A 19077-nucleotide genomic window follows, 5' to 3' on the forward strand; every position below is an offset into this window, starting at 1 on the left:
CGATGTCCGATGCAACCAGCAAGGCCATTGATCGCGCCATAGGCGCTCTTGTCGGCGGGGCGCTGGGAGACGCGCTTGGCATGCCGACGCAGCTTTTGTCGCCGGCCCGCATTGCCGAACTCTACGGCCATGTCGAGGATTTCGTCGCGCCTTTCGCCGATCATCCGGTGTCGAAGGGACTGGCTGCCGGCACCATCACCGACGACACCGAACAGGCGCTGCTGCTCGGCCGCATTCTGGTCGAATCCGGCGACTGTTTCGACAACGCGCGCTGGGTCAATGCGCTGCTCGACTGGGAGCGCGAGGTGAAGGCGCGCGGCAGCTATGACCTTTTGGGGCCGTCGACCAAGCGTGCCATCGACGCCATCAACAATGGCGTGCCGGCCGAGGAAGCGGGACGCAGCGGCGACACCAACGGTGCTGCCATGCGCATCGCGCCGGTCGGCATCATGATGCCGCTCGAACCATTGGAGGCGTTCGTCGCCAAGGTGGCGGAGACCTGCCGGGCGACGCACAACACCTCGATCGCTATCGCTTCCGCCGCTGCCGTTGCCGCTGCCGTCAGTCGCGGCGTCGCCGGCGGCGGCTGGCGCGATGCTTGCGCCAGCGCCGTCGCGGCGGCGAGGCGAGGGGCAACGCTCGGCCATTGGGTCACTGGCGGCGACATCGCCGCGCGTATCGTCTGGGCACAGGACATCGTGCGCGGCAAAGCGATCAGGGATGCCGTCCGGCTGATCACCGATCTGATCGGCACCGGCGTCGCCAGCCAGGAATCCGTTCCGGCGGCCTTCGCCGTGCTGGAAGTCGCGCGCGGCGACCCTTGGCAAGCAGCCGTCATCAGCGCCAATCTCGGCGGCGACACCGATACGATCGGCGCCATCGCTGCCGGCATGGCCGGCGCCTGCACCGGTTTTTCCCGATTGCCGCAACAGCACATCGCCCGGCTTGTCGGCATCGACATGTCAGAGGTTCGCGCGCTCGCCGCCGATCTTGTCGCGGCAAGGGTGGCGAAAACCGGTTCCGGCAAGGACGCGGCGGCATGAGCGGGCGTCTCGTCCATGTCGGTAGTGCCGTGGTCGACTATGTCTACCGCATCGACACCTTGCCGGCGCCTGGCATGGAAAAGACGGCGTCGAGCTTCGCCCAGGTCGCCGGCGGCGGCTTCAACATGATGGTCGCGGCCAGCCGCACCGGCATGCAAGTGGTGTTCGGCGGCCAGCTTGGCAGCGGATCCAATGGCGACTTCCTGCGTGCTGCTTTCATAGCCGAAGGCATCGCGACGCTGACCCCGCCATCGTCCTTGATGGACAGTGGCAATTGCGTCGCCATGATCTCGAGCGACGCCGAACGCACTTTCGTGTCGTGGCCAGGTGCGGAGAGCGTGCTCAGCCTCGACATGATGGCGCCGGTCGCGGTGGCGCCGGGAGACTGGGTGTTCACCTCCGGCTACACGCTGAGCTACCCCAAGAGCCGCGATGCGCTCACCGACTGGATCGAGGCATTGCCGGCTGAAACACCTTTCGTTTTCGATCCGACCCCTGTCATCACGGACATTCCGCGCCCCATCCTGTCGCGGGTGCTCGCCCGCGCCACATGGCTGAGCTGCAACACGACGGAGGCGGCCGAGATTGCCGGCCCGGGCGATGTCGAGGCTGTCGCGGCGCGACTTCTGGTCGACCATTGCCCGCGCGCTGCGGGCGTGGTCATCCGTTCCGGGCCCAAGGGTTGCCACGTGCGATTGGCCGACGGGTCAGCGCGGACCATTGCCGGCTTCAAGGTCGCCGCCATCGACACCAATGGTGCCGGCGACACCCATATCGGCGCTTTCGTCAGCGCGCTGGCGCGCGGCATCCCGCCCTTCGAGGCAGCGCGCTATGCCAATGCGGGGGCGGCCATTTCGGTCACCCGCCATGGCGGCTCGTCGGCGCCGACAAATCGCGAAATCCAGACATTCCTGAGCCATGCCGCCGACCCGCCGGATGCAGGCCGGACACAGAAGGCCAATGCATAACAGCTGGAAAGCCTGACAAGCCCGGGAACCGGGCAAACCCACAGAGAGGAACCAACCATGCGCATGCCTGACTTGACTGCTCTGCTGACGGCGACCGCCGTCTTTACCTCCGCACTCGCGTTCGCCGCCAAGGCTGACGAAGTTCATGTGCTCAACTGGAAGGGCTACGGCGCTGACGAGCCGTGGGCCGTCGAGGCTTTCGAAAAGGCAACCGGCAACAAGGTCATCAACGATTTCTTCAATTCCGAACAGGAAATGCTGACCAAGATCCGGACCAATCCCGGCCTCTACGACGTGGTCATGATCAATGCAGCCTTCAACGACCAGGCGATGGACGGCAAGCTGATCCAGCCGATCGATACCTCCAAGTTGCCGAACTACGCCGACATCAGCAAGGACAAGGCGGGATCGCCGATGCTCGTTCATGACGGCAAGGTCTATGGCGTGCCGTGGGTGTGGGGCCTCACCGCACTCGCCATCAACGACAAATCCTTCGATAAGCCGCCGACGAGCATCGCCGAGATGTGGGATGCCGCCCACAAGGGCCGCGTCGTCATTCGCGACGATGCCGTCGAAGCGGTCCAGTTCGGCGCCATCGCCACCGGCCAGAACATCAACGACATCAAGGATATGGATGCGGTCAAGGCGAAGCTCACCTCGCTGATGCCGCAGATCAAGACCTTCTGGAGCTCGGAGAACGACTGGAACCAGATGGTCGCCTCCAACCAGATCGACATCGGCACCTATTGGAGCGGCTCGGCCGATCGCGCCAAGACGCATTTCAAGCTGCCGGTCTCGCTGGTCGTGCCGCAGGAAGGCGCCGTCGCCTGGCTCGACGCGTTTTCCATTCCGGTCGGCGCCAAGAACGTCGCCGGTGCCGAGGCCTTCATCAACTATATGATCGACCCGAAATTCTATGTCGAATGGGTCACCAAGGTCGGCGCTCCGGTGTCGGCCAACACCAAGGCGGTGGAAGCGCTGCCCGAGGATGCCTTCAACCGCAAGGTCATGGGCGACCCCGAAGTGGCCAAGCGCATCCAGTTCCAGGCGCCGATCACCGACACGCAGCGCGAAGCCTATCTGGCGCTCTGGCAGCAGCTGAAGGTCGACGTGAAATAAAGCCAACATCCAGGCCAGCCGGCGGTTCGCGCCGGCTGGCACTTCAATCCTGGGGAGGAGGGTATCATGGCAGCTGCGACAGCGTCGCGAAGCGGGCTGAGATCGGCGCTGCCGCTGCTGGCGCCGGCCTATCTCTGGCTGACAGTGGCGATCTTCCTGCCTCTGTCGGCCATGGTCTTCTTCTCGTTCATGACCGAGCTGCCGCTATCTGGAAAGCCGTGGGCATTCACGCTTGGCAACTATGCCGCTTTCTTTTCGCAAAGCCTTTATCTGACGCTGCTGCTGGCCTCGCTGCGCCTCGGTCTCGAGGTGACGCTGTGGTGCATCGTCATCGGTTATCCGGCGGCTTACGTGCTCGCCAAGGTGCTGAAGGGGCGCAGCCGCGAGGCGATCTTCCTGCTCGTCATCCTGCCGTTCTGGTCGAACGGGCTGGTGCGCATCTTCTCCTGGGCGATGGTCTTGCGCGAAGGCGGCATCCTCGACACCGCGCTCAACGCGGTGCTGCCGTTCAAGATCAACATCGACCTGATGTATTCTTATCCGGCCGTCATCATTGGGCTGGTGCATTCCTATGTGCCTTACATGGTGCTGACCTGCTATCTCACGCTGCAGGCCATCGATGACTCGCTGATCGAGGCCGGGCGCTCGCTTGGCGCGTCGCGGCTGCAGGTGCTGAAGCGGGTGATCATCCCGCTGTCGATGCCCGGATTGGTCGCGGGTGCGGCACTGATCTTCGTGCCGGTCGTCGGCTCGTTCATGGAGCCGCGCATCCTTGGCGGCCGTACCGGCACCTTCTACGGCACGGTCATCGAGGACCAGTTCGTCGCCGTGTTCAACTGGCCGCTCGGTGCCGCTCTGTCCTTCATCTTGCTGGCGGTGGTGCTGGTCATCCTGGCGGTTGCCTCGCCGGTGCTGCGGAGGGCTGCGTGATGGCAACGACCCGCATCCTCGAATGGCTCGGCCGCCTCTACATCTGGCTGCTGCTCGCCTTCCTTTATCTGCCAATCATCATCATGGCGCTGATGTCGTTCAACGTCTCGCCCTTCTACCAACTGCCGTTCGAATGGACGACCGAGTGGTACGCCTCGCTGTGGCAGAACGACCAGTTGATCGCGGCCACCTGGAACAGCGTCGAGATCGCGGTCATCACCACGATCATCTGCGTCGTGCTCGGCTCGGCGGCATCATTGGCGCTCTATCGCTATGAGTTTCGCGGCAAGAAATTCCTGCAGGCACTGCTGTTTCCGCCCATCGCCATACCCTGGCTGATCACCGGCACGGCGATGCTGATCTTCTTCTTCGGCGTCGGCATCGGTCGTGGCCTGCATGCGATCCTGCTCGGCCATGTCGCGCTGGCGCTGCCCTATGTCATCGTCGTCGTCTCGGCTCGGCTGCAGACCTTCGCGCCGGAGCTGGAAGAGGCGGCGCGCTCGCTCGGCGCCAACCAGTGGCAGGTGACGAGGCGCGTCACGCTGCCGTGGATCATGCCCGGCGTCATCGCCGGCGGGCTGTTTGCCTTCGCCGTCTCGTTCGACCAGTTCGTGGTCTCCTATTTCCTGGCGACACCGGGGCAGACGACGCTGCCGGTCGAAATCTACGCGGCGATCCGCAAGGGTTTCACGCCTGAGATCAACGCGGTCTCGACGATCATCATTGTCGTGTCGATGGCGCTGATGCTGCTCACGGCGCGGTTCTTCAAATTCGGCGGAGAGAAATAATGGCCGGCGTGCAGGTATCTGATGTCTCGCGCAGTTTTGGCGCGCACAAGGCGCTGGACGGCGTCTCCATCGATTTCGCCGATGGTGGCTTCTATGCGCTGCTCGGTCCTTCGGGCAGCGGCAAGACGACGCTGCTGCGCCAGATCGCCGGTTTCGACTTTCCCGACTCCGGTCGTATTTCCATCGGTGGGGAAAGTGTGGAACGCGTGCCGGTCGAAAAGCGGCGCATCGGCATGGTGTTCCAGAACTACGCGCTGTTTCCCAACATGAGCGTTGCCGACAATGTCGCCTTCGGCCTGTCGGTGCGCGGTGAGGCCAAGGCAGTGATTGCCACGGAGGTGCAGCGCGCGCTCGATCTGGTACAGCTCGCCAAGCTCGGCGGCCGCCGGCCACACCAGCTCTCCGGCGGCCAGCGCCAGCGTGTGGCGCTGGCGCGGGCCATCGTCACCAAGCCGCGCGTGCTGCTGCTCGACGAGCCATTGGGCGCGCTGGACAAGGCTTTGCGTGTCGACATGCAGATCGAGCTCAAGCGCATCCAGCGCGAGATCGGCATCACCACCATCTTCGTCACGCATGACCAGGAAGAGGCGCTGACGATGAGCGACCGCATCGGCATATTGCGCGACGGCCGGCTGGTGCAGGAAGGGCCGCCCGAGGAAATCTACGACCGGCCGAAGAGCGAGTTCGCCGCCACCTTCCTCGGCGACGCCAACATCTTTCGCGGCGACACGACGGGCAATGGCATCCGGCTGGCTGACGGCACGGCGATTGCCGCCGGCGCCGGTGCGACGCTTGCCGCCGGCGCCAAGGCAAGCTGTGCCGTGCGGCCCGAACGCATCCGCATCGCCACGGATGCAGGGGCGCCGGATGGCAACGCCAACTCGCTCAAGGGGCAAGTCTCCAAGCGCATCTTCGCCGGCAACAATAGCACCTATTTCGTCGAGCGTGGCGGCCAGACGTTGAAGGTGATCGTGCAGAACACCGGCATGGAACGGCTGGCGGAGGGCCAGGATGTCGTGCTGCGCTGGTCGCCTGAGAGCACGGTGTTGATCGCGGCGAACTGATCCCCCGGGTCTTGCCATACTGTTCGCAATCGGGGACAGCATAGACGGGCAAGAGCCTGGAGCATGCCGATGACCTTGGAGCTGAGTGCGCGGGACCGATCCATGCTCGACGGCGAGCAGGGCCCGTCCGCCGCGGCTGCCATGAAAATCCTCGTCGCATTTTCCAATGCGGTCGGGGCAGGCAGCCTGCTCGATATTTCCGGCTCCCATATCGACGGTTGTCTCTACCATGGCAAGGCGGGGCTCGATTTCGTCGAGAGGCTCGTCGAAGGCGGTGGCCGCGTCCAGGTGCCGACGACATTGAACGTCGGCTCGTTCGATCTCATCCATCCCGGCATGGTGAAAATGCCGGCGGCGGAAGAGGTGCCGGCGCGGCGGCTGATGAAAGCGCATCTTGAGCTCGGCTGCCAGGCAACCTTCACCTGCGCGCCCTATCAAACGCGGTTCCGGCCAGCCTTCGGTCAGCAGATCGCCTGGGGCGAATCCAATGCCATCGTCTTTGCCAATTCGGTGATCGGCGCGCGCACCAATCGATATGGCGATTTCATCGATCTGTGCTGCGCCATGACCGGACGGGCGCCAGCCTGGGGCCTGCATCTGAGCGAGAACCGGCGCGGCCGGATTTTGTTCGAGTTGGATGTCCCGGACGGCGAGCCGAGCGACAGCCTGTTCGTCGGCGTCGGGCTGATCATCGGGCAGGCGAGTGGCGACCGCATTCCGGTGATTGCCGGCCTGCCGCAACCTCGCGACGAGGACCAGCTGAAGGCGCTGGGGGCGGCGGCGGCAACGACAGGCGCGGTGGCGCTGTTCCATGCGGTCGGCATCACGCCGGAAGCATGCACGCTCGATGAGGCGTTCCAGGGCCATGCGCCTGACGAGACGATGCGCATCAGCCGCGCCGATATCGACCATGCGCTGGCCAGGCTGTCTGGCGTGCCCGACGGTGCGCCGCTGGCGGCCGTGTCGCTCGGCACGCCGCATTTTTCGCATGAGGAATGGATGCGGCTGTTGCCGTTGCTGCGCGAGGTCGCGCCGGGCAGGCGCATCCCGATCTATGTCAACACCGGGCGCGCGACGCTGACGCGATTGCAGGAGGAGGGCGCGCTTGATGGCATGGAGGCGTTCGGTCTGATCCCGGTCGCCGACACCTGCACCTATGTCACGTCGATTCTCGAGCGTCTCGACGGCGTGGTGATGACCAATTCCGGCAAATGGGCGCATTACGCGCCCGGCAATATCGGCGTGTCCGTCGCCTTTGCCGAGATGAGGGATTGCATCCGCTCCGCTGCGGTCGGGCATGTCGTGCGGAGCGCCTCATGACGCGAGCGGTGGAACGAACCGGCACCTTCCAGCTAACCGGTGAGGCCGAGGGCCTAGCTTTGGTGTTTTCGCAGCCGCTCAGCTTCTGGGGCGGCATCGATGCCGAGACCGGCGACATAACAGACCATTCGCATCCCGGCCTCGGCCAAAATGTCGCCGGCACAATCCTGGTCATGCCGAGCGGGCGCGGCTCGTCGTCTTCATCCTCGGTCCTGGCCGAGGCGATCCGCAGAGGCACGGCGCCGGCCGGCATTCTTCTGGAGCGGTCGGACCCGATCCTGGCGGTCGGTGCCATCGTTGCCGAGTTTCTCTACGAGATCCGCATGCCGCTGGCGGTATGCGACATTGCCGGCATAGCCTCCGGCGACAGGATCATGATTGGTGTTGGTGAGGACGGTGCTGCAACCGTCAGTATTCAACCGGCCATCAATCCCGCAGAGCCACGCCGCCAGTAGGCGGCGGCCAGCGTCTCATCGCGGCCGAGCCCCAGCGTGCCGCGCCAATACTCGCGTACGATCTTTGCGGCGGTCGCTTCCGCAGCAAACCAGCCGAAGGCCGAGCCGCCTTGCGGCCACGCCACTGAACGGACAACCTCTGCCAGACGCTTGTCCTCGCCCGTTGGCACGCCGTCCCTTGTCAACCAATGCAACTCGATGCCCGTGGCGTTGGCGATCTCCTGCCGTTCACCGTCATTGGCGATCTCGACAAAGGCGACGCCTTTTGTCTCGGCCGGTAGCGTCTCCAGCAGCCGCGCCAGCGCCGGCAAGCCGGTCTCGTCGGCGCCCATGACATACCATTCTGCCTGCCGCACCGGGCGGCCGACCGGTCCCATGATGCCGACCCTCATCCCGGGCGCTGCCTGCATCGCCCAGGCGGAGCCGACGCTGTCGCCGGGATGGACGAGGAAATCGACATCGATGATGCCCCTGGCCACGTCGAGCGCGCGAATGGTGTAGACGCGCGCCACCGGACGCCGGTCATCGGCGGGCCAGACCGGCAAGCCATTGCCGCCGAGCACCGGCCAGAGCGGATCGGGCACATCTCGGGTCGGAAACAGCATGCGGACATGCATGCCACCGAACTTGGCGAAGCGCGAGAGATTGTCGCCGGCGAGGCGAACGCGACGCATATGCGGAGTGAGGTCGCGAACATCCTTCACCACCATCTCGCGGAACTGGGCGAGGGTGGTTTCACCCGACAGATCGCCGGTCCAGACGATCTTTGGGTTTTCGTCCCCGGCGTAGACCTGCACCGCCGTGGCGAGCAGATCCTTGATACGGGCCAACCCGTCGCGGTCAGCGGCATTGGCCCGCATGACCCGTCGTTCCATATCGATGGAGGCGCCGCCAAAGGCAAAGCGGAAATCGATCCGCTGGCCATGGTGCGAAGCATCGGCCTCGAAGCTCTGCAGCCTGTCGGCGATGCGGTCCATGTAGTCGGGCAGGTGTCGCAGGTCGAGACGCGCCTCGCAGGTCAATTCGCTTGCCGATGCTTCGCTCATTGTCAGCCTCCGATCCTGCCGGTCAGCGCAACCTTGAAGGTCCGGCCCTTGCCTTGTTCCGTTGCTGCCGAAGTCGACCATGCGCTTTGCGGGTCGGTGTAGGCGGTGTTGAAGACGTTATCGACGCCGAAATCGAGCTTCAGGCTGTCGTTGACGCGCCAGTTGGCGAAGACGTTGACCAGGTCGAAACCGTCGTCGACAACCGGCACGGCGTTGGGATTGGTGCGGCTGGTGCGGGTGATCTTGCCGACGCTGAGATACTGCGCGCCCACGGTGAGCTGGTCTTCGAGCATGCGGAAGCCGATGGTGGCCGAGAAACGGTCGAGCGGCGTGTTGTTCAACGCCTGGCCGGAATAGATCCCGCTGACGACCTTGGCGTCGATCAGCGCGCCGGCAAGGTTCACGAAACCCCAGCCATAATCGTAGACAACCTCCGCTTCGATACCCTTCAGCCGGGCGTCGCCGATGTTGATCGCAGTGCGCTGCACCCCGGCACGCAGGTCGGCTTCGATGTAATCTTCGACATCGGTGTGGAAGAGATTGACCTTGGCACGAAGGCGGTCACCCTCGGTCAGTATATCGTCGTACTTCACATTGATGCCGGCTTCCCAGCTCTTCGCCGTTTCGGGTTGAAGAAGCAGGTTGGGCACATAGGCGTCGCCGCCGCCATGCGCGCCGCCGCCGCGGAAGACATCCTGCAGGCCCGGCGCCCGGTAACCTTCGGAATAGGTGCCGTAGAGCTGGAAACCGTCGAATGGCGTGACGCCGACGGTGAGGCGCGGCGACCAGCGGTCGCCGGAGATCGAGGCCTGCTGCGGCGGGACAGCGCGGGTCTCGCCGTCGAGCTGGTAGCCGTCATAGCGCATGGCCGCGATCACCTGCAGCCAGTTTTCGTAGTCGCCCTGCCACTGCAGGAAGCCGCCATAGCCCTGCTGCTCGCCGGCGCCGAAATGCGCCGCTTCCGACGATGCTTCGAGGTGGTAATAGTCGAGCCCGTAGGTCAGCGTGTGGGCAAGCCCCCAGGCGTCGAAGCGAGAGGAGTTCTTCACGTTGAAGCCTGTCGTGGCGACGTCGTAGAAGCGGAAATTGCCGATCGCCGAGGTGGGCCAGACCTGTGTCTGCTCGGCGCGGGTGCGGTTGTGGTAGGCATTGGCACTGAAGTCGATCAGTTCGCTGTCGTCAGGCTTCCAGGTGTAGGCCGCAGTGTAGGTCTGGTTGGTGGTGTTGGTGTCGTAGCGGCTCAGCGTCGGTGAGGTCGAGCCGCTCGATCCGGTGATCTGGTCGTTGTAGCGCTGCAGGATGGCGCCGAGCTTCAGCTCATGGCCATCGGCCGGCCGCAGCGTCGTCTTCAGATAACCGCTGGTCACCCGCTCGCCGGTCCATGGCACGCTTTCGCCATTGCCGTCGGTGTAGCTGTCGCGGTCGCGGTAGATGAGGTTGCCGATGATGTCGGCATCGTTGCTGAAGCGATAAGCGCCGGTGGTGCTGGTGGTGAAGCCGTCGCCATTGTCCTCATAGCCGAGCTTCTCGCTCAGCGCCCAGCGCTCGTCCTTTTTGAGGAAATCGCCGGCGTCCTTGGTCTCGAAGGAGACGACGCCGCCGATGCCGCCGGAGCCATAGGCATTCGACACCGGGCCGCGAATGACGGTGGCTTCCTTGATCAGGTCGGGTTCGACATAGAACGAGCCAGAGCCGTGGCCGACACGCCAGTAATCCTGCCGCGCGCCATCGAGCGTCACGACGACGCGGCCATATTGTTCCAGGCCGCGAATGTTGATGGCGGTGGCTGGATCGTCGCCGTTCATCGAGGCGGCGACGCCGGGCGTGGTGCGGAAGATGTCGGCGGCGGTGTCGGGCTGGATGCGGTCGAGTTCGTCCTGGTCGATGGCGCTGATGGCGGCCATCGATTCGATCACGGCGGTCTTGATCATCGTCGCCGAGATGGTGATGAGGTCGAGCATCGTCGCCGGTTGCGCGGCATCGGCCGGCGCCAGGCGGCCGGTTTTGGCGGCGGCCTTTTTCGTCTGGTCCTGTTCCTGCGCGCTGGCAAAGGGCACGGCGCAAAGGCTGAGCACCAAGGTGAGCGCCGTGCTCGCCATCAAGGTCGTGTTCGTTGTCGTTGTCATGGTCATGCAGCCCCAAGCAAAAGCAAAACTGCTGGCGGTGGCCGGAGGGCCTTGGCTGGCATGATCGAAAATCCCTCGACCAGGCGGGTCAGGGCACGGGTCACATATTAAAACATGATGACATGAGTCAACTTTAAATTTATAGCGACCTTCATTGAGAGGCATCTGGCAGCGGAGCAGCGGCATGGTCGGCAGTGTGGGCGAGGGCAACAGGATCGGCTGGTCGCGACCGGGCAGGATCGCGGCGGTGCTGTTTCTGGCGCTGTCGGTGCTGGCGCCTTCTTGCGGCTTCAAGGCGCTGGCCGCCGAGAGCGTTGTCGACGCGCTGGGACGAACCGTCGCGCCGGGACCGGCAATAAGGATCCTGACGCTGGGCTCTGATGTCACCGAGATCGTCCACGCGCTCGGCGCCGGCGAGCGGATCATCGCCGTCGATCGCGGCAGCAAGTATCCGCCTGATGTGACGCAGAAGCCCAATGTCGGCTACCGCCGCCAGCTCTCGGTCGAGGGGCTGGCGGGCTTGCGCCCCGATCTGATCCTGGCGGCCGAGGACAGCGGGCCGCCGGAGGCGGTCGAGGTGCTGAAGTCGTTGGCGATCCCGATCGTCTTCGTCCCGCAGGACAACACACCACAAGGCATAGAGCGCAAGATCACACTGATTGCCGCCAGCCTTGGACTCGAGGACAAGGGCAAAGCGGTTTCCGCCGAGGTGCTGACGGCCTTTCAGGCTGCCGCCGATCTGGCGTCGAAGATCCCGCCGGAGCGCCGAAAGAAGGTGGTGTTCTTCCATGGTCTGGTGAAATTGAGTGCTGCCGGCGCCGGCACCTCGGCCGATGCCATCATCCGCTATGCCGGTGGCCTCAACCCGATGGATGTCGTGCAGGGCTACAAGGCGGCGTCGGAGGAGAAGCTGATCGAGATGGCGCCCGACGTCATCCTGATGATGAGCGACGGCAAGGGCGGCCCGACGCCCGAGCAGGTGTTCGGCAACCGCGCGCTGGCGGCAACGCCGGCGGCGGCGAAGAAGGCGCTGATCGTGCTCGACGGCGCCTACATGATCGGCTTTGGGCCGCGCACATCAGACGCGATCCGCGACCTGGCGAAGGCGCTCTATCCGGAAGGGTAAGCGTTGACTGGGCTTGCTGCTCAAATCTCCGGGATATTCTCCTTGAATATCACCTGCAGCCTTGGCTGGTGCAATTCATAGGGCAATCCCCGGACCGCATGGGTCAGAGTGTTGAGCGCTTCGCGGGCCTCGACGCGCGGGTTCTGGTCGATAACCGCGTCGAGCGTGCCGTCGAGCAGAAGGTCCTTGGTGCCGTCCGTCACCTCATGGCCGAGGAAGACCATGGATTGGGCGCGGCCGCGTTCCTTGAGCGCGCGGGCAATGCCGGTGTTGCCGGCGCCGACATTGTAGATCGCGGCAAGGTCGGGGTGCCGCTCCAGCAGGGCGGACGCTTCCGAATAGGCCTTCTCGCGGTCGTCGAGCATTTCGCGCATCTCGACAATCTGCAGATTGGGTGATTCCTCCGTCAGAATATGGCGGAACCCCATCTCGCGCTCTTCGTGGCCGCGATAGGACAACGAGCCGGCGAACAGCGCCACCTTGCCCGGACGCCCTGATCCCATGAAGCGGTTGAGCAGATAGCCGGCCAGCCGCCCGGCGGCGCGGTTGTCGATGCCGATATAGGCGACCCTGGGCACATGCAGGATGTCGGAGGCGATGGTCACCACCTTGATGTCGTTGGCCGACAACGAGCGGATCGCCTCCCGCACCGTCGGATGGTCGAGCGCGATGACGCCGACGCCTTGCGTCTGTCCGCGCAGGTCCTGCAGCAGGCGGGCAAGCCGGTCGGGATTGAAGCCTTCTATGGTGGCGATGTGGACATCGAGGTCGGGCCGTGACTGTGCCTGCGCCTCGATCTGGCGGTGCAGCATCTTGATGAAGGAATTGGTGCCGGCCGGCAGCGCGAAGTCGAGCCGGATGACCTCGCCGGGCAAGGACCGTGGCGGCACGCCGTTCGAGCTTTCGGCGATGTAGCCGAGGCGCTGCGCCATTTCGAGCACGATTTCGCGCGTGCGCGCTCGCACGCCGGGGCGGTTGTTGAGCACGCGGTCGACGGTGGCGGCGGAAACGCCGGCTTCCCGGGCTATGTCAGTCAGGGTGGAACGCACCGTCTTTCATCTCCTCAACGCATCAGGATCACGCGATGCCGGCAGCCCGTCTGACGGCGATGGCTGCCTGTCCTCGGCGATTCTGATGGGAAATGATGTATCCGGCCTTGGCCGAAGCGCAAGCCGTTGGGCTAAATCAAGTCGTCCGGCACGGCTATTCCGGGATGGGAAGATACATTTCCCATCAAATCGAGGCATCTGGAGCGGTATGTGGACCCAGGCATGACGCATTTCCTCGCCTCATTGCGATGTTGTGAGGTATTTTGATTATTTATGATGTTGACAGCCTTCCGATACTGCCGTCAATATCCCTCATGGGCTCGTGGAGGAACGTGGGCCCTGAGGGAGGAATTCCAATGTCTGATCTGATCCGCATATCGCGACGCCGACTGCTGACGTCCGGAGGAAAGGCGGCGGTGTTCGTGGCCGCCACAGGTATCGCACCGCAATTCATTCGTCCCGGCCGCGCCTATGCGGCCGACGCGCTGGCGCCAGGCATGATTGGTGGCCCGACGGGCTTCGATGGGGCCGAGCGCTACCAGTATGGCGCCGACACGCCGGAAGGCCGCGCCATCGAGGCGGCCAAGGCGCTGAAGGGCGCCGGCAAGGCGCCGGCCAAGATCGTGCTCGGCCTGTCCGATGGCTCGATCGGCCAGCTCACACAGCCGTTTCCGGCCGGCGCGCCGTCGATCAAGGATTTGTGGGAAAAGGAGACCGGCATCCCGATCGAAATCGTCGGTCTGCCGAATGGCCAGGAATTCACCAAGACGATGCAGGACATCTCCACCAAGGGTGGGGCCTACGACATCTATTCGACCGAATGGAACCGCCTCGGCGACCTCGCCGAAACCGGCGGCATCGCCAAGCTCGATGACTTCGTCGCGCAGCACAAGCCCGAATGGGACGATCCCACGACAGGCTATGTCAACGGCGCCAAGGGCGTGTCGCTGCTCAACAAATACCGCGGCTCGAACTATGGCGTGTCGCTGGACGGCGACTTCCAGACCTGGGTCTACCGCACCGATCTGTTCGGCGACGAAGCCGAGAAGAAGGCCTTCAAGGACAAATACGGCTACGATCTGGCACCGCCGAAGACCTGGAAGCAGCATGGCGACATCGCCGCCTTCTTCCAGCGCCCGGACAAGGGCCTGTTCGGATCGACCGACCTGCGCAACCAGGGCTGGGGCTATACCAACTGGTATCAGCGCTATGTCTCGATGGCCTCGCCCAACCAGTTCCTGTTTGGCGATGACGGCAAGCCGATGATCAATTCCGAGCAAGGCATTGTCGCGACCAACGAATATGTCGCGTCGCTCGCGCATCATTCGCCGGATGCGATCTCCTGGGGCTGGCCGGAACAGTACGGCAATTTCGCCAAGGGCGGGGCGGCGATGACCTGCGCCTTCTCCAACCTGCCGAAATTCCTCGACAATGCCGGCAACAAGGACTCGGCTGTCACCGGCAAGATCGGCTCGATGCTGCCACCCGGCCGGGAGATCGACGGCAAGCTGATCAGCCGTTCCGTGCTGTGGTTCTCGCTGACCGGCATGGTTTCCGCGCAGTCGAAAAACCAGGAGGTCGCCTATCTCCTGCTGCAATGGCTGGGCTCCGCTCGCATCTATGCCTGGATGAGCGCCAACCCCGGCGGTTACCTGGATCCGTTCCGGCTTTCGGATTTCTCCGACCCGCTGGTGCGCCAGACCTATCATGCCTACCACATGGACGTGGTGCGCGAGACGGTGGCGCGCACTGTGCCGACCATCAACTATCCGGGCGCGACAGCCTTCCACAATGCGCTCGACGAGAACCTCATGGCGGCGCTGACCAAGGCCAAGACATCAGAGCAGGCGATGGCCGACACCGAGGCCGAGTGGAAGAAGATCGCCCGGCGCACCGGCGAGGACAAGTTGCTCGAAGCCATCAAGACCAACAAGGAGGCCTGGCCGACAGTTCTCGATCCGATCGTCTGATCCATCTCCCTGGATCACATCGAAGGAGGGGAGGAGCCTGCTTCTCCCCTCCGCCAACGCCACCAGCAAAGCCGCCAGATGAAGCGTTCCATTCCTTTCGAGATCTTCCGCTACGCCGCGATCTTCGCGGCCATGGCGGTGACGCTGGTGCCGATCCTGTGGATGGTGTCGATGGCGTTCAAGCCGATCGCCGAATGGTCGGCGACCGGCGCCGACCTGACATGGTGGCCGAAGAACCCGACGCTCAGCAATTTCCGTTTCGTGTTCGGAGAGTCGACCAACAATCTGATTGTCGCGCTCGACCGCACGGCGCTGAAACCGATCCTCTCATCGCTGCTGTCGGCGGTTTTCGGCACGGCGATCGCCATGTCGGCGGGCACGGCCGCGGCTTACGGACTGTCGCGTTTCGGCTCCGGCCAGAACCTGCCGCTGGCGCTGATCCAGCTCAGGCTGTTTCCGCCTATGGCGGTGATGATCCCTGTCATGATCATGTGGGCCTTCCTCAACTTCACCGACAGCTGGTGGGGGCTGGCGCTGATCTACGGCATCGTCACCTTGCCGTTCGCCTTCTGGCTGATGAAGACCTTCTTCGACGACATGCCGCGCGAGATCGAGGAGGCGGCCCTGGTCGAAGGCTGCTCGCGGCTGCGCGTCTTCACCCGCATCACGCTGCCGATGATGCGCGCGCCGCTGGCCAGTGCCGCACTCTTCGTCTTCATCCTCAACTGGTCGGACTATCTGATCGCGCTGCTTTTGACGACGCGCGAATGGGTGACCATCCCGGTCTACATGGCTTCGCTGTCCTCCTCGATGACCGGGCAGCTCTACGGCGCCAAGGCAGCGCTTGGCCTGATCGCCGCCGTGCCGCCCGTCATCATGGGCATCGCCATCCAGCGCCATCTGGTGCGCGGACTGACTTTCGGGGCGCTCAAGCAATGAGCGCGGTGACTGCCATGATTTCAGAGGACAAGATGAAAGCCGTCGGAGCAAGGCCCGGTTCGCGCGACGAGGGCGCAAGGCTGGGTTTCCGGCTGACGCTGCCGGCGCAGATCCTCGTCCTGTTCATCTCGGCCTTCCCGCTTTTGATGCAGCTCTACATCAGCGTCACCGACTGGTCGCCGCTCTCGGGCCTCGGTTGGTGGAACGCGTGGTCACTGTGGAACAACTTTGCCAATTACACCGACCTTGCCGCCGATCCGCGCTTCTGGAGCGCGCTGAAGCGCACAGCCATCGTCATGATCGTCTGCGTGCCGGTTGAGTTCCTGCTTGGGCTCGCGCTGGCAACGCTGTTCGCCGACGATTTTCCCGGCAAGCGGATATTCTACTCGATCCTGCTGATGCCGATGATGGTGGTGCCGGCGGTGGCCGGCTACATGTTCTTCATGCTGTTCCAGTCGGGCGGCCCGGTGAACGACATCTTGTCGGCGCTCACCGGTTCGCCCGTCACCATCGCATGGCTGTCGGACCCGACGCTGGCACTGATCGCTGTCATGGTCGCCGACATCTGGCAGTGGACGCCGCTGATGTTCCTCATCCTGCTTGCCGGCCTGGTCGGCGTGCCGGAGGACCAGATCAAGGCGGCGACGCTGCTCGGCGCCAATCCGTGGCAGCGCTTCGTCACCATCGTGCTGCCGAAGATGAAGACGATCATCATCATCGCGCTGGCGATCAGGGTGATCGAGAACTTCAAGATCTTCGACACGCTCTACATCATGACCGGCGGCGGTCCCGGCGTCGCCACCGAGACCATCTCCGTCTACATCTACAAGCTCACCACGCAGGACCTGATCTGGGGCTATGTGGCGGCGATCGCGCTGGCCATATTGATCGTGCTGTCGATCGTTGCGGTGTTCGCCATGAAGCGCATGGCGCGGGCACGCGAGGTCCCGGCATGAGTGCCATTCACCTGCAGAACCTGGTCAAGAAGTTCGGCGACTTCACCGCGCTGAAGACAATGGACCTGGCAATTGCCGATGGCGAGTTCATGGCGCTGCTCGGGCCGTCTGGCTGCGGCAAGTCGACGACGATGAACATGATCGCCGGCATGGAAGAGCCGACCGGCGGCAAGATCCTGTTTGGCGAGCGCGACATGGCCGGGGTACCGATGGGGCGGCGCGGCGTCGGCTTCGTGTTCCAGAACTACGCCATCTTCACCCATATGACGGTGCGCCAGAACCTCGCTTACGGGCCGAGGATGCGGGGTGCCGCGAAAGCCGAGATCGACCGTCGCGTCGGCGCCATCGCCGAGATGCTGCAACTGACCCCGCTGCTCGACCGCAAGGCCGACCGGCTCTCGGTCAACATCTTGCAGCGGGTAGCGATCGGCCGTTCGGCGATCATGGAGCCGGCGATCTTCCTGCTCGACGAGCCGCTCTCCAATGTCGACGCCGCCTTCCGGGCAGTCATGCGCACCGAACTGAAGCAGTTGCAGCGCCAGTTTCGCCAGACCATGGTCTATGTCACTCATGACCAGCTCGAGGCGATGACCATGGCCGACCGCATCGCCGTCATGGACCATGGCGTGCTGCAGCAGGTCGGCACGCCGCTCGAGGTCTACAACGATCCGGCCAATGTCTTCGTCGCCCGCTTCATCGGCGCGCCGGGGATGAACCTGCTCAGGGGCAGGCCAGCGGAGAGCGACCGCGGGCTGGTCGTCGATCTCGGACCGTTGGGCATCACCCCGCCGCTGCCAGACGCACTCGCGGCGGCCATGCGGGGTGCGCGCGGTGAGGTGCTTTACGGATTTCGGCCGGAGCAAGTGACGCTGGTGCAGAATGGGCGGGGCCTCGGCATGCAGGTTACTTTCGTCGAGCGGATTGGTGCGCGCACCATCGTTCATCTCGGGCTGGGTGAGGCTGCTGTGAAAACTGTGTTCGACAATGATGTCGGGCTGGCGATCGGTGACACCGCCATCGTCGCCCCCGCCGCGTCGTCGGTGCGCATCTTCGACGCCGCTACCGGCCTTGCGATGAAGGCAGGGTGAGATGGCCGATATCGTCTTCCGCAATGTGAGCAAGCGTTACGGCAAGACACTCGCCGTCGATGACGCTTCGTTCACGGTCAACGACAACGAGTTCTTCTGCTTCTTCGGGCCGCCACTGTCGGGCAAGTCGACCATCCTGCGTCTGGTGCTGGGGCTGGAGACACCGGATACCGGTGAAATCCTGATTGGTGGCAGGCCGGTCAACACGGTGTCACCGGCGGAGCGCAACGTCGCGATGGTGTTCCAGAACCTGGCGCTGTTCCCCCATATGAGCGCGCTCGACAATGTCCGCTTCCCCCTGGTCGAGCGAGGGGTCGCCGAGGTCGCGATCAAGAAGCGGGTCGCCGATGTCGCCGCGAAGCTGCATATCGGCCACATCCTGCACAAGCCGCCGGGGCAGCTTTCGGGCGGGGAGCGGCAGCGTGTTGCGATTGCGCGTGCCCTGGTGCGCGATCCCAACGCCTATCTGATGGACGATCCGATCTCGGCGCTCGACGCCAGGCTGCGCGAAGAAACCCGCGTCGAGCTGAAGCGCATCCAGCGCGAGCTCGGCAAGACGCTGATCTATGTCACGCATGACCAGGAAGAGGCGATGTCGGTCGCCGATCGCATCGCCATCCTGGAGAATGGCAGGATCAGGCAGATCGGTGCACCGGCCGAGATTTATGACCGTCCGGCCAGCACCTATGTGGCGCGGCTGCTCGGCTCGCCGATGATGAACATTCTTCGATCAGTGCGCGGCGAGGGCGGTGTCGAGGCGGCCGAAGGCACGATCCGCATCGAAGACAAGGCGGCACCGGCGGATGCCATCGAGATCGGGCTGCGGCCGGAAGACATCAAGGTCAAACCCTGGGCGAATGGGGGCCGGGGGCGCCCGGCGCGGGTGTTCGAGGTCGAGCCGCTTGGCGGCTATACCGTGGTGACGCTCGCTGCCGGGCAGGCGCGGCTGAAGGCATTGCTGCGCGGCCAGCCCGACATCCGGCCGGATGCCATGGTGGCGATATCCTGCGAGCCGGCTCGCGTGCATTATTTCGGACAGGGCGGGGGAGCGCTGGCACGATGACGGCGGCCGCAAGAAACGAGCTTCGGG

Annotated in this window: 17 protein-coding genes; 14 read left to right on the forward strand and 3 right to left on the reverse strand. The window is 64.2% G+C overall.

Annotated features, from left to right (window positions below; genetic code table 11):
• The first annotated feature begins 2 nt into the window (after nucleotides 1-2).
• The 8 genes from ACZ89F_RS09615 to ACZ89F_RS09650 all read left to right on the forward strand — a co-directional run bounded on the left by ACZ89F_RS09615 (nucleotide 3) and on the right by ACZ89F_RS09650 (nucleotide 7687).
• The gene (locus ACZ89F_RS09615) at nucleotides 3-1043 is read left to right on the forward strand and encodes an ADP-ribosylglycohydrolase family protein (protein ID WP_476091478.1); all 1041 of its coding nucleotides are present in this window, start codon (nucleotides 3-5) and stop codon (nucleotides 1041-1043) included.
• Nucleotides 1040-2011, forward strand: a complete 972-nt coding sequence (locus ACZ89F_RS09620) for a PfkB family carbohydrate kinase (RefSeq protein ID WP_476091479.1) — start codon at nucleotides 1040-1042, stop codon at nucleotides 2009-2011. Before ACZ89F_RS09615 ends, ACZ89F_RS09620 begins: the two co-directional genes overlap by 4 nt.
• A 57-nt stretch (nucleotides 2012-2068) precedes the next feature.
• Entirely contained in the window at nucleotides 2069-3130 is a 1062-nt protein-coding gene (locus tag ACZ89F_RS09625; RefSeq protein WP_476091480.1) for an ABC transporter substrate-binding protein, read from the forward strand.
• 66 nt (nucleotides 3131-3196) lie between these two features.
• Nucleotides 3197-4060, forward strand: coding sequence for an ABC transporter permease (locus ACZ89F_RS09630; RefSeq protein ID WP_127270909.1), 864 nt, complete (start codon nucleotides 3197-3199; stop codon nucleotides 4058-4060).
• Entirely contained in the window at nucleotides 4060-4848 is a 789-nt protein-coding gene (locus ACZ89F_RS09635; RefSeq protein ID WP_476091481.1) for an ABC transporter permease, read from the forward strand. Before ACZ89F_RS09630 ends, ACZ89F_RS09635 begins: the two co-directional genes overlap by 1 nt.
• Entirely contained in the window at nucleotides 4848-5912 is a 1065-nt protein-coding gene (locus ACZ89F_RS09640; RefSeq protein WP_476091482.1) for an ABC transporter ATP-binding protein, read from the forward strand. The genes ACZ89F_RS09635 and ACZ89F_RS09640 overlap by 1 nt, the downstream gene beginning before the upstream one ends.
• Before the next feature lie 69 nt (nucleotides 5913-5981).
• Nucleotides 5982-7232, forward strand: a complete 1251-nt coding sequence (locus ACZ89F_RS09645) for an aconitase X (protein ID WP_476091483.1) — start codon at nucleotides 5982-5984, stop codon at nucleotides 7230-7232.
• Nucleotides 7229-7687: an aconitase X swivel domain-containing protein gene (locus ACZ89F_RS09650; RefSeq protein WP_476091484.1), complete on the forward strand. Its 459-nt coding sequence runs from the start codon at nucleotides 7229-7231 to the stop codon at nucleotides 7685-7687. Before ACZ89F_RS09645 ends, ACZ89F_RS09650 begins: the two co-directional genes overlap by 4 nt.
• Here the strand turns inward: ACZ89F_RS09650 and ACZ89F_RS09655 are convergent.
• Both ACZ89F_RS09655 and ACZ89F_RS09660 read right to left on the reverse strand, forming a co-directional pair.
• Nucleotides 7648-8733: an SIP domain-containing protein gene (locus tag ACZ89F_RS09655; RefSeq protein WP_476091485.1), complete on the reverse strand. Its 1086-nt coding sequence runs from the start codon at nucleotides 8731-8733 to the stop codon at nucleotides 7648-7650. The genes ACZ89F_RS09650 and ACZ89F_RS09655 overlap by 40 nt on opposite strands.
• Nucleotides 8734-8735: 2 nt before the next feature.
• The gene (locus ACZ89F_RS09660; RefSeq protein WP_476091486.1) at nucleotides 8736-10859 is read right to left on the reverse strand and encodes a TonB-dependent hemoglobin/transferrin/lactoferrin family receptor; all 2124 of its coding nucleotides are present in this window, start codon (nucleotides 10857-10859) and stop codon (nucleotides 8736-8738) included.
• 184 nt (nucleotides 10860-11043) lie between these two features.
• On the opposite strand from ACZ89F_RS09660, the gene ACZ89F_RS09665 reads away from it, so the two are divergent.
• Entirely contained in the window at nucleotides 11044-11985 is a 942-nt protein-coding gene (locus ACZ89F_RS09665) for a heme/hemin ABC transporter substrate-binding protein (protein WP_476091487.1), read from the forward strand.
• Nucleotides 11986-12005: 20 nt separating this feature from the next.
• On the opposite strand, the gene ACZ89F_RS09670 is transcribed toward ACZ89F_RS09665, so the two are convergent.
• Nucleotides 12006-13034 carry a LacI family DNA-binding transcriptional regulator gene (locus ACZ89F_RS09670; protein WP_476091488.1) on the reverse strand — a complete coding sequence of 343 codons (1029 nt, stop codon included), beginning with the start codon at nucleotides 13032-13034 and terminating at the stop codon, nucleotides 12006-12008.
• A gap of 356 nt (nucleotides 13035-13390) precedes the next feature.
• On the opposite strand from ACZ89F_RS09670, the gene ACZ89F_RS09675 reads away from it, so the two are divergent.
• From ACZ89F_RS09675 to ACZ89F_RS09695, 5 genes are all read left to right on the forward strand, one after another.
• A complete protein-coding gene (locus ACZ89F_RS09675; RefSeq protein WP_476091489.1) occupies nucleotides 13391-15004 on the forward strand; it encodes an extracellular solute-binding protein in 1614 nt (537 codons plus the stop codon).
• A 78-nt stretch (nucleotides 15005-15082) separates the two neighbouring features.
• A complete protein-coding gene (locus ACZ89F_RS09680) occupies nucleotides 15083-15943 on the forward strand; it encodes a carbohydrate ABC transporter permease (RefSeq protein ID WP_476091490.1) in 861 nt (286 codons plus the stop codon).
• Nucleotides 15940-16899, forward strand: coding sequence for a carbohydrate ABC transporter permease (locus tag ACZ89F_RS09685; protein ID WP_476091491.1), 960 nt, complete (start codon nucleotides 15940-15942; stop codon nucleotides 16897-16899). The genes ACZ89F_RS09680 and ACZ89F_RS09685 overlap by 4 nt, the downstream gene beginning before the upstream one ends.
• Nucleotides 16896-17987 carry an ABC transporter ATP-binding protein gene (locus ACZ89F_RS09690; protein ID WP_476091492.1) on the forward strand — a complete coding sequence of 364 codons (1092 nt, stop codon included), beginning with the start codon at nucleotides 16896-16898 and terminating at the stop codon, nucleotides 17985-17987. The genes ACZ89F_RS09685 and ACZ89F_RS09690 overlap by 4 nt, the downstream gene beginning before the upstream one ends.
• 1 nt (nucleotide 17988) lies before the next feature.
• A complete protein-coding gene (locus ACZ89F_RS09695) occupies nucleotides 17989-19050 on the forward strand; it encodes an ABC transporter ATP-binding protein (RefSeq protein WP_476091493.1) in 1062 nt (353 codons plus the stop codon).
• The last annotated feature ends 27 nt before the right edge of the window (nucleotides 19051-19077 follow it).

The organism is Mesorhizobium sp. USDA 3734 (assembly GCF_056279665.1).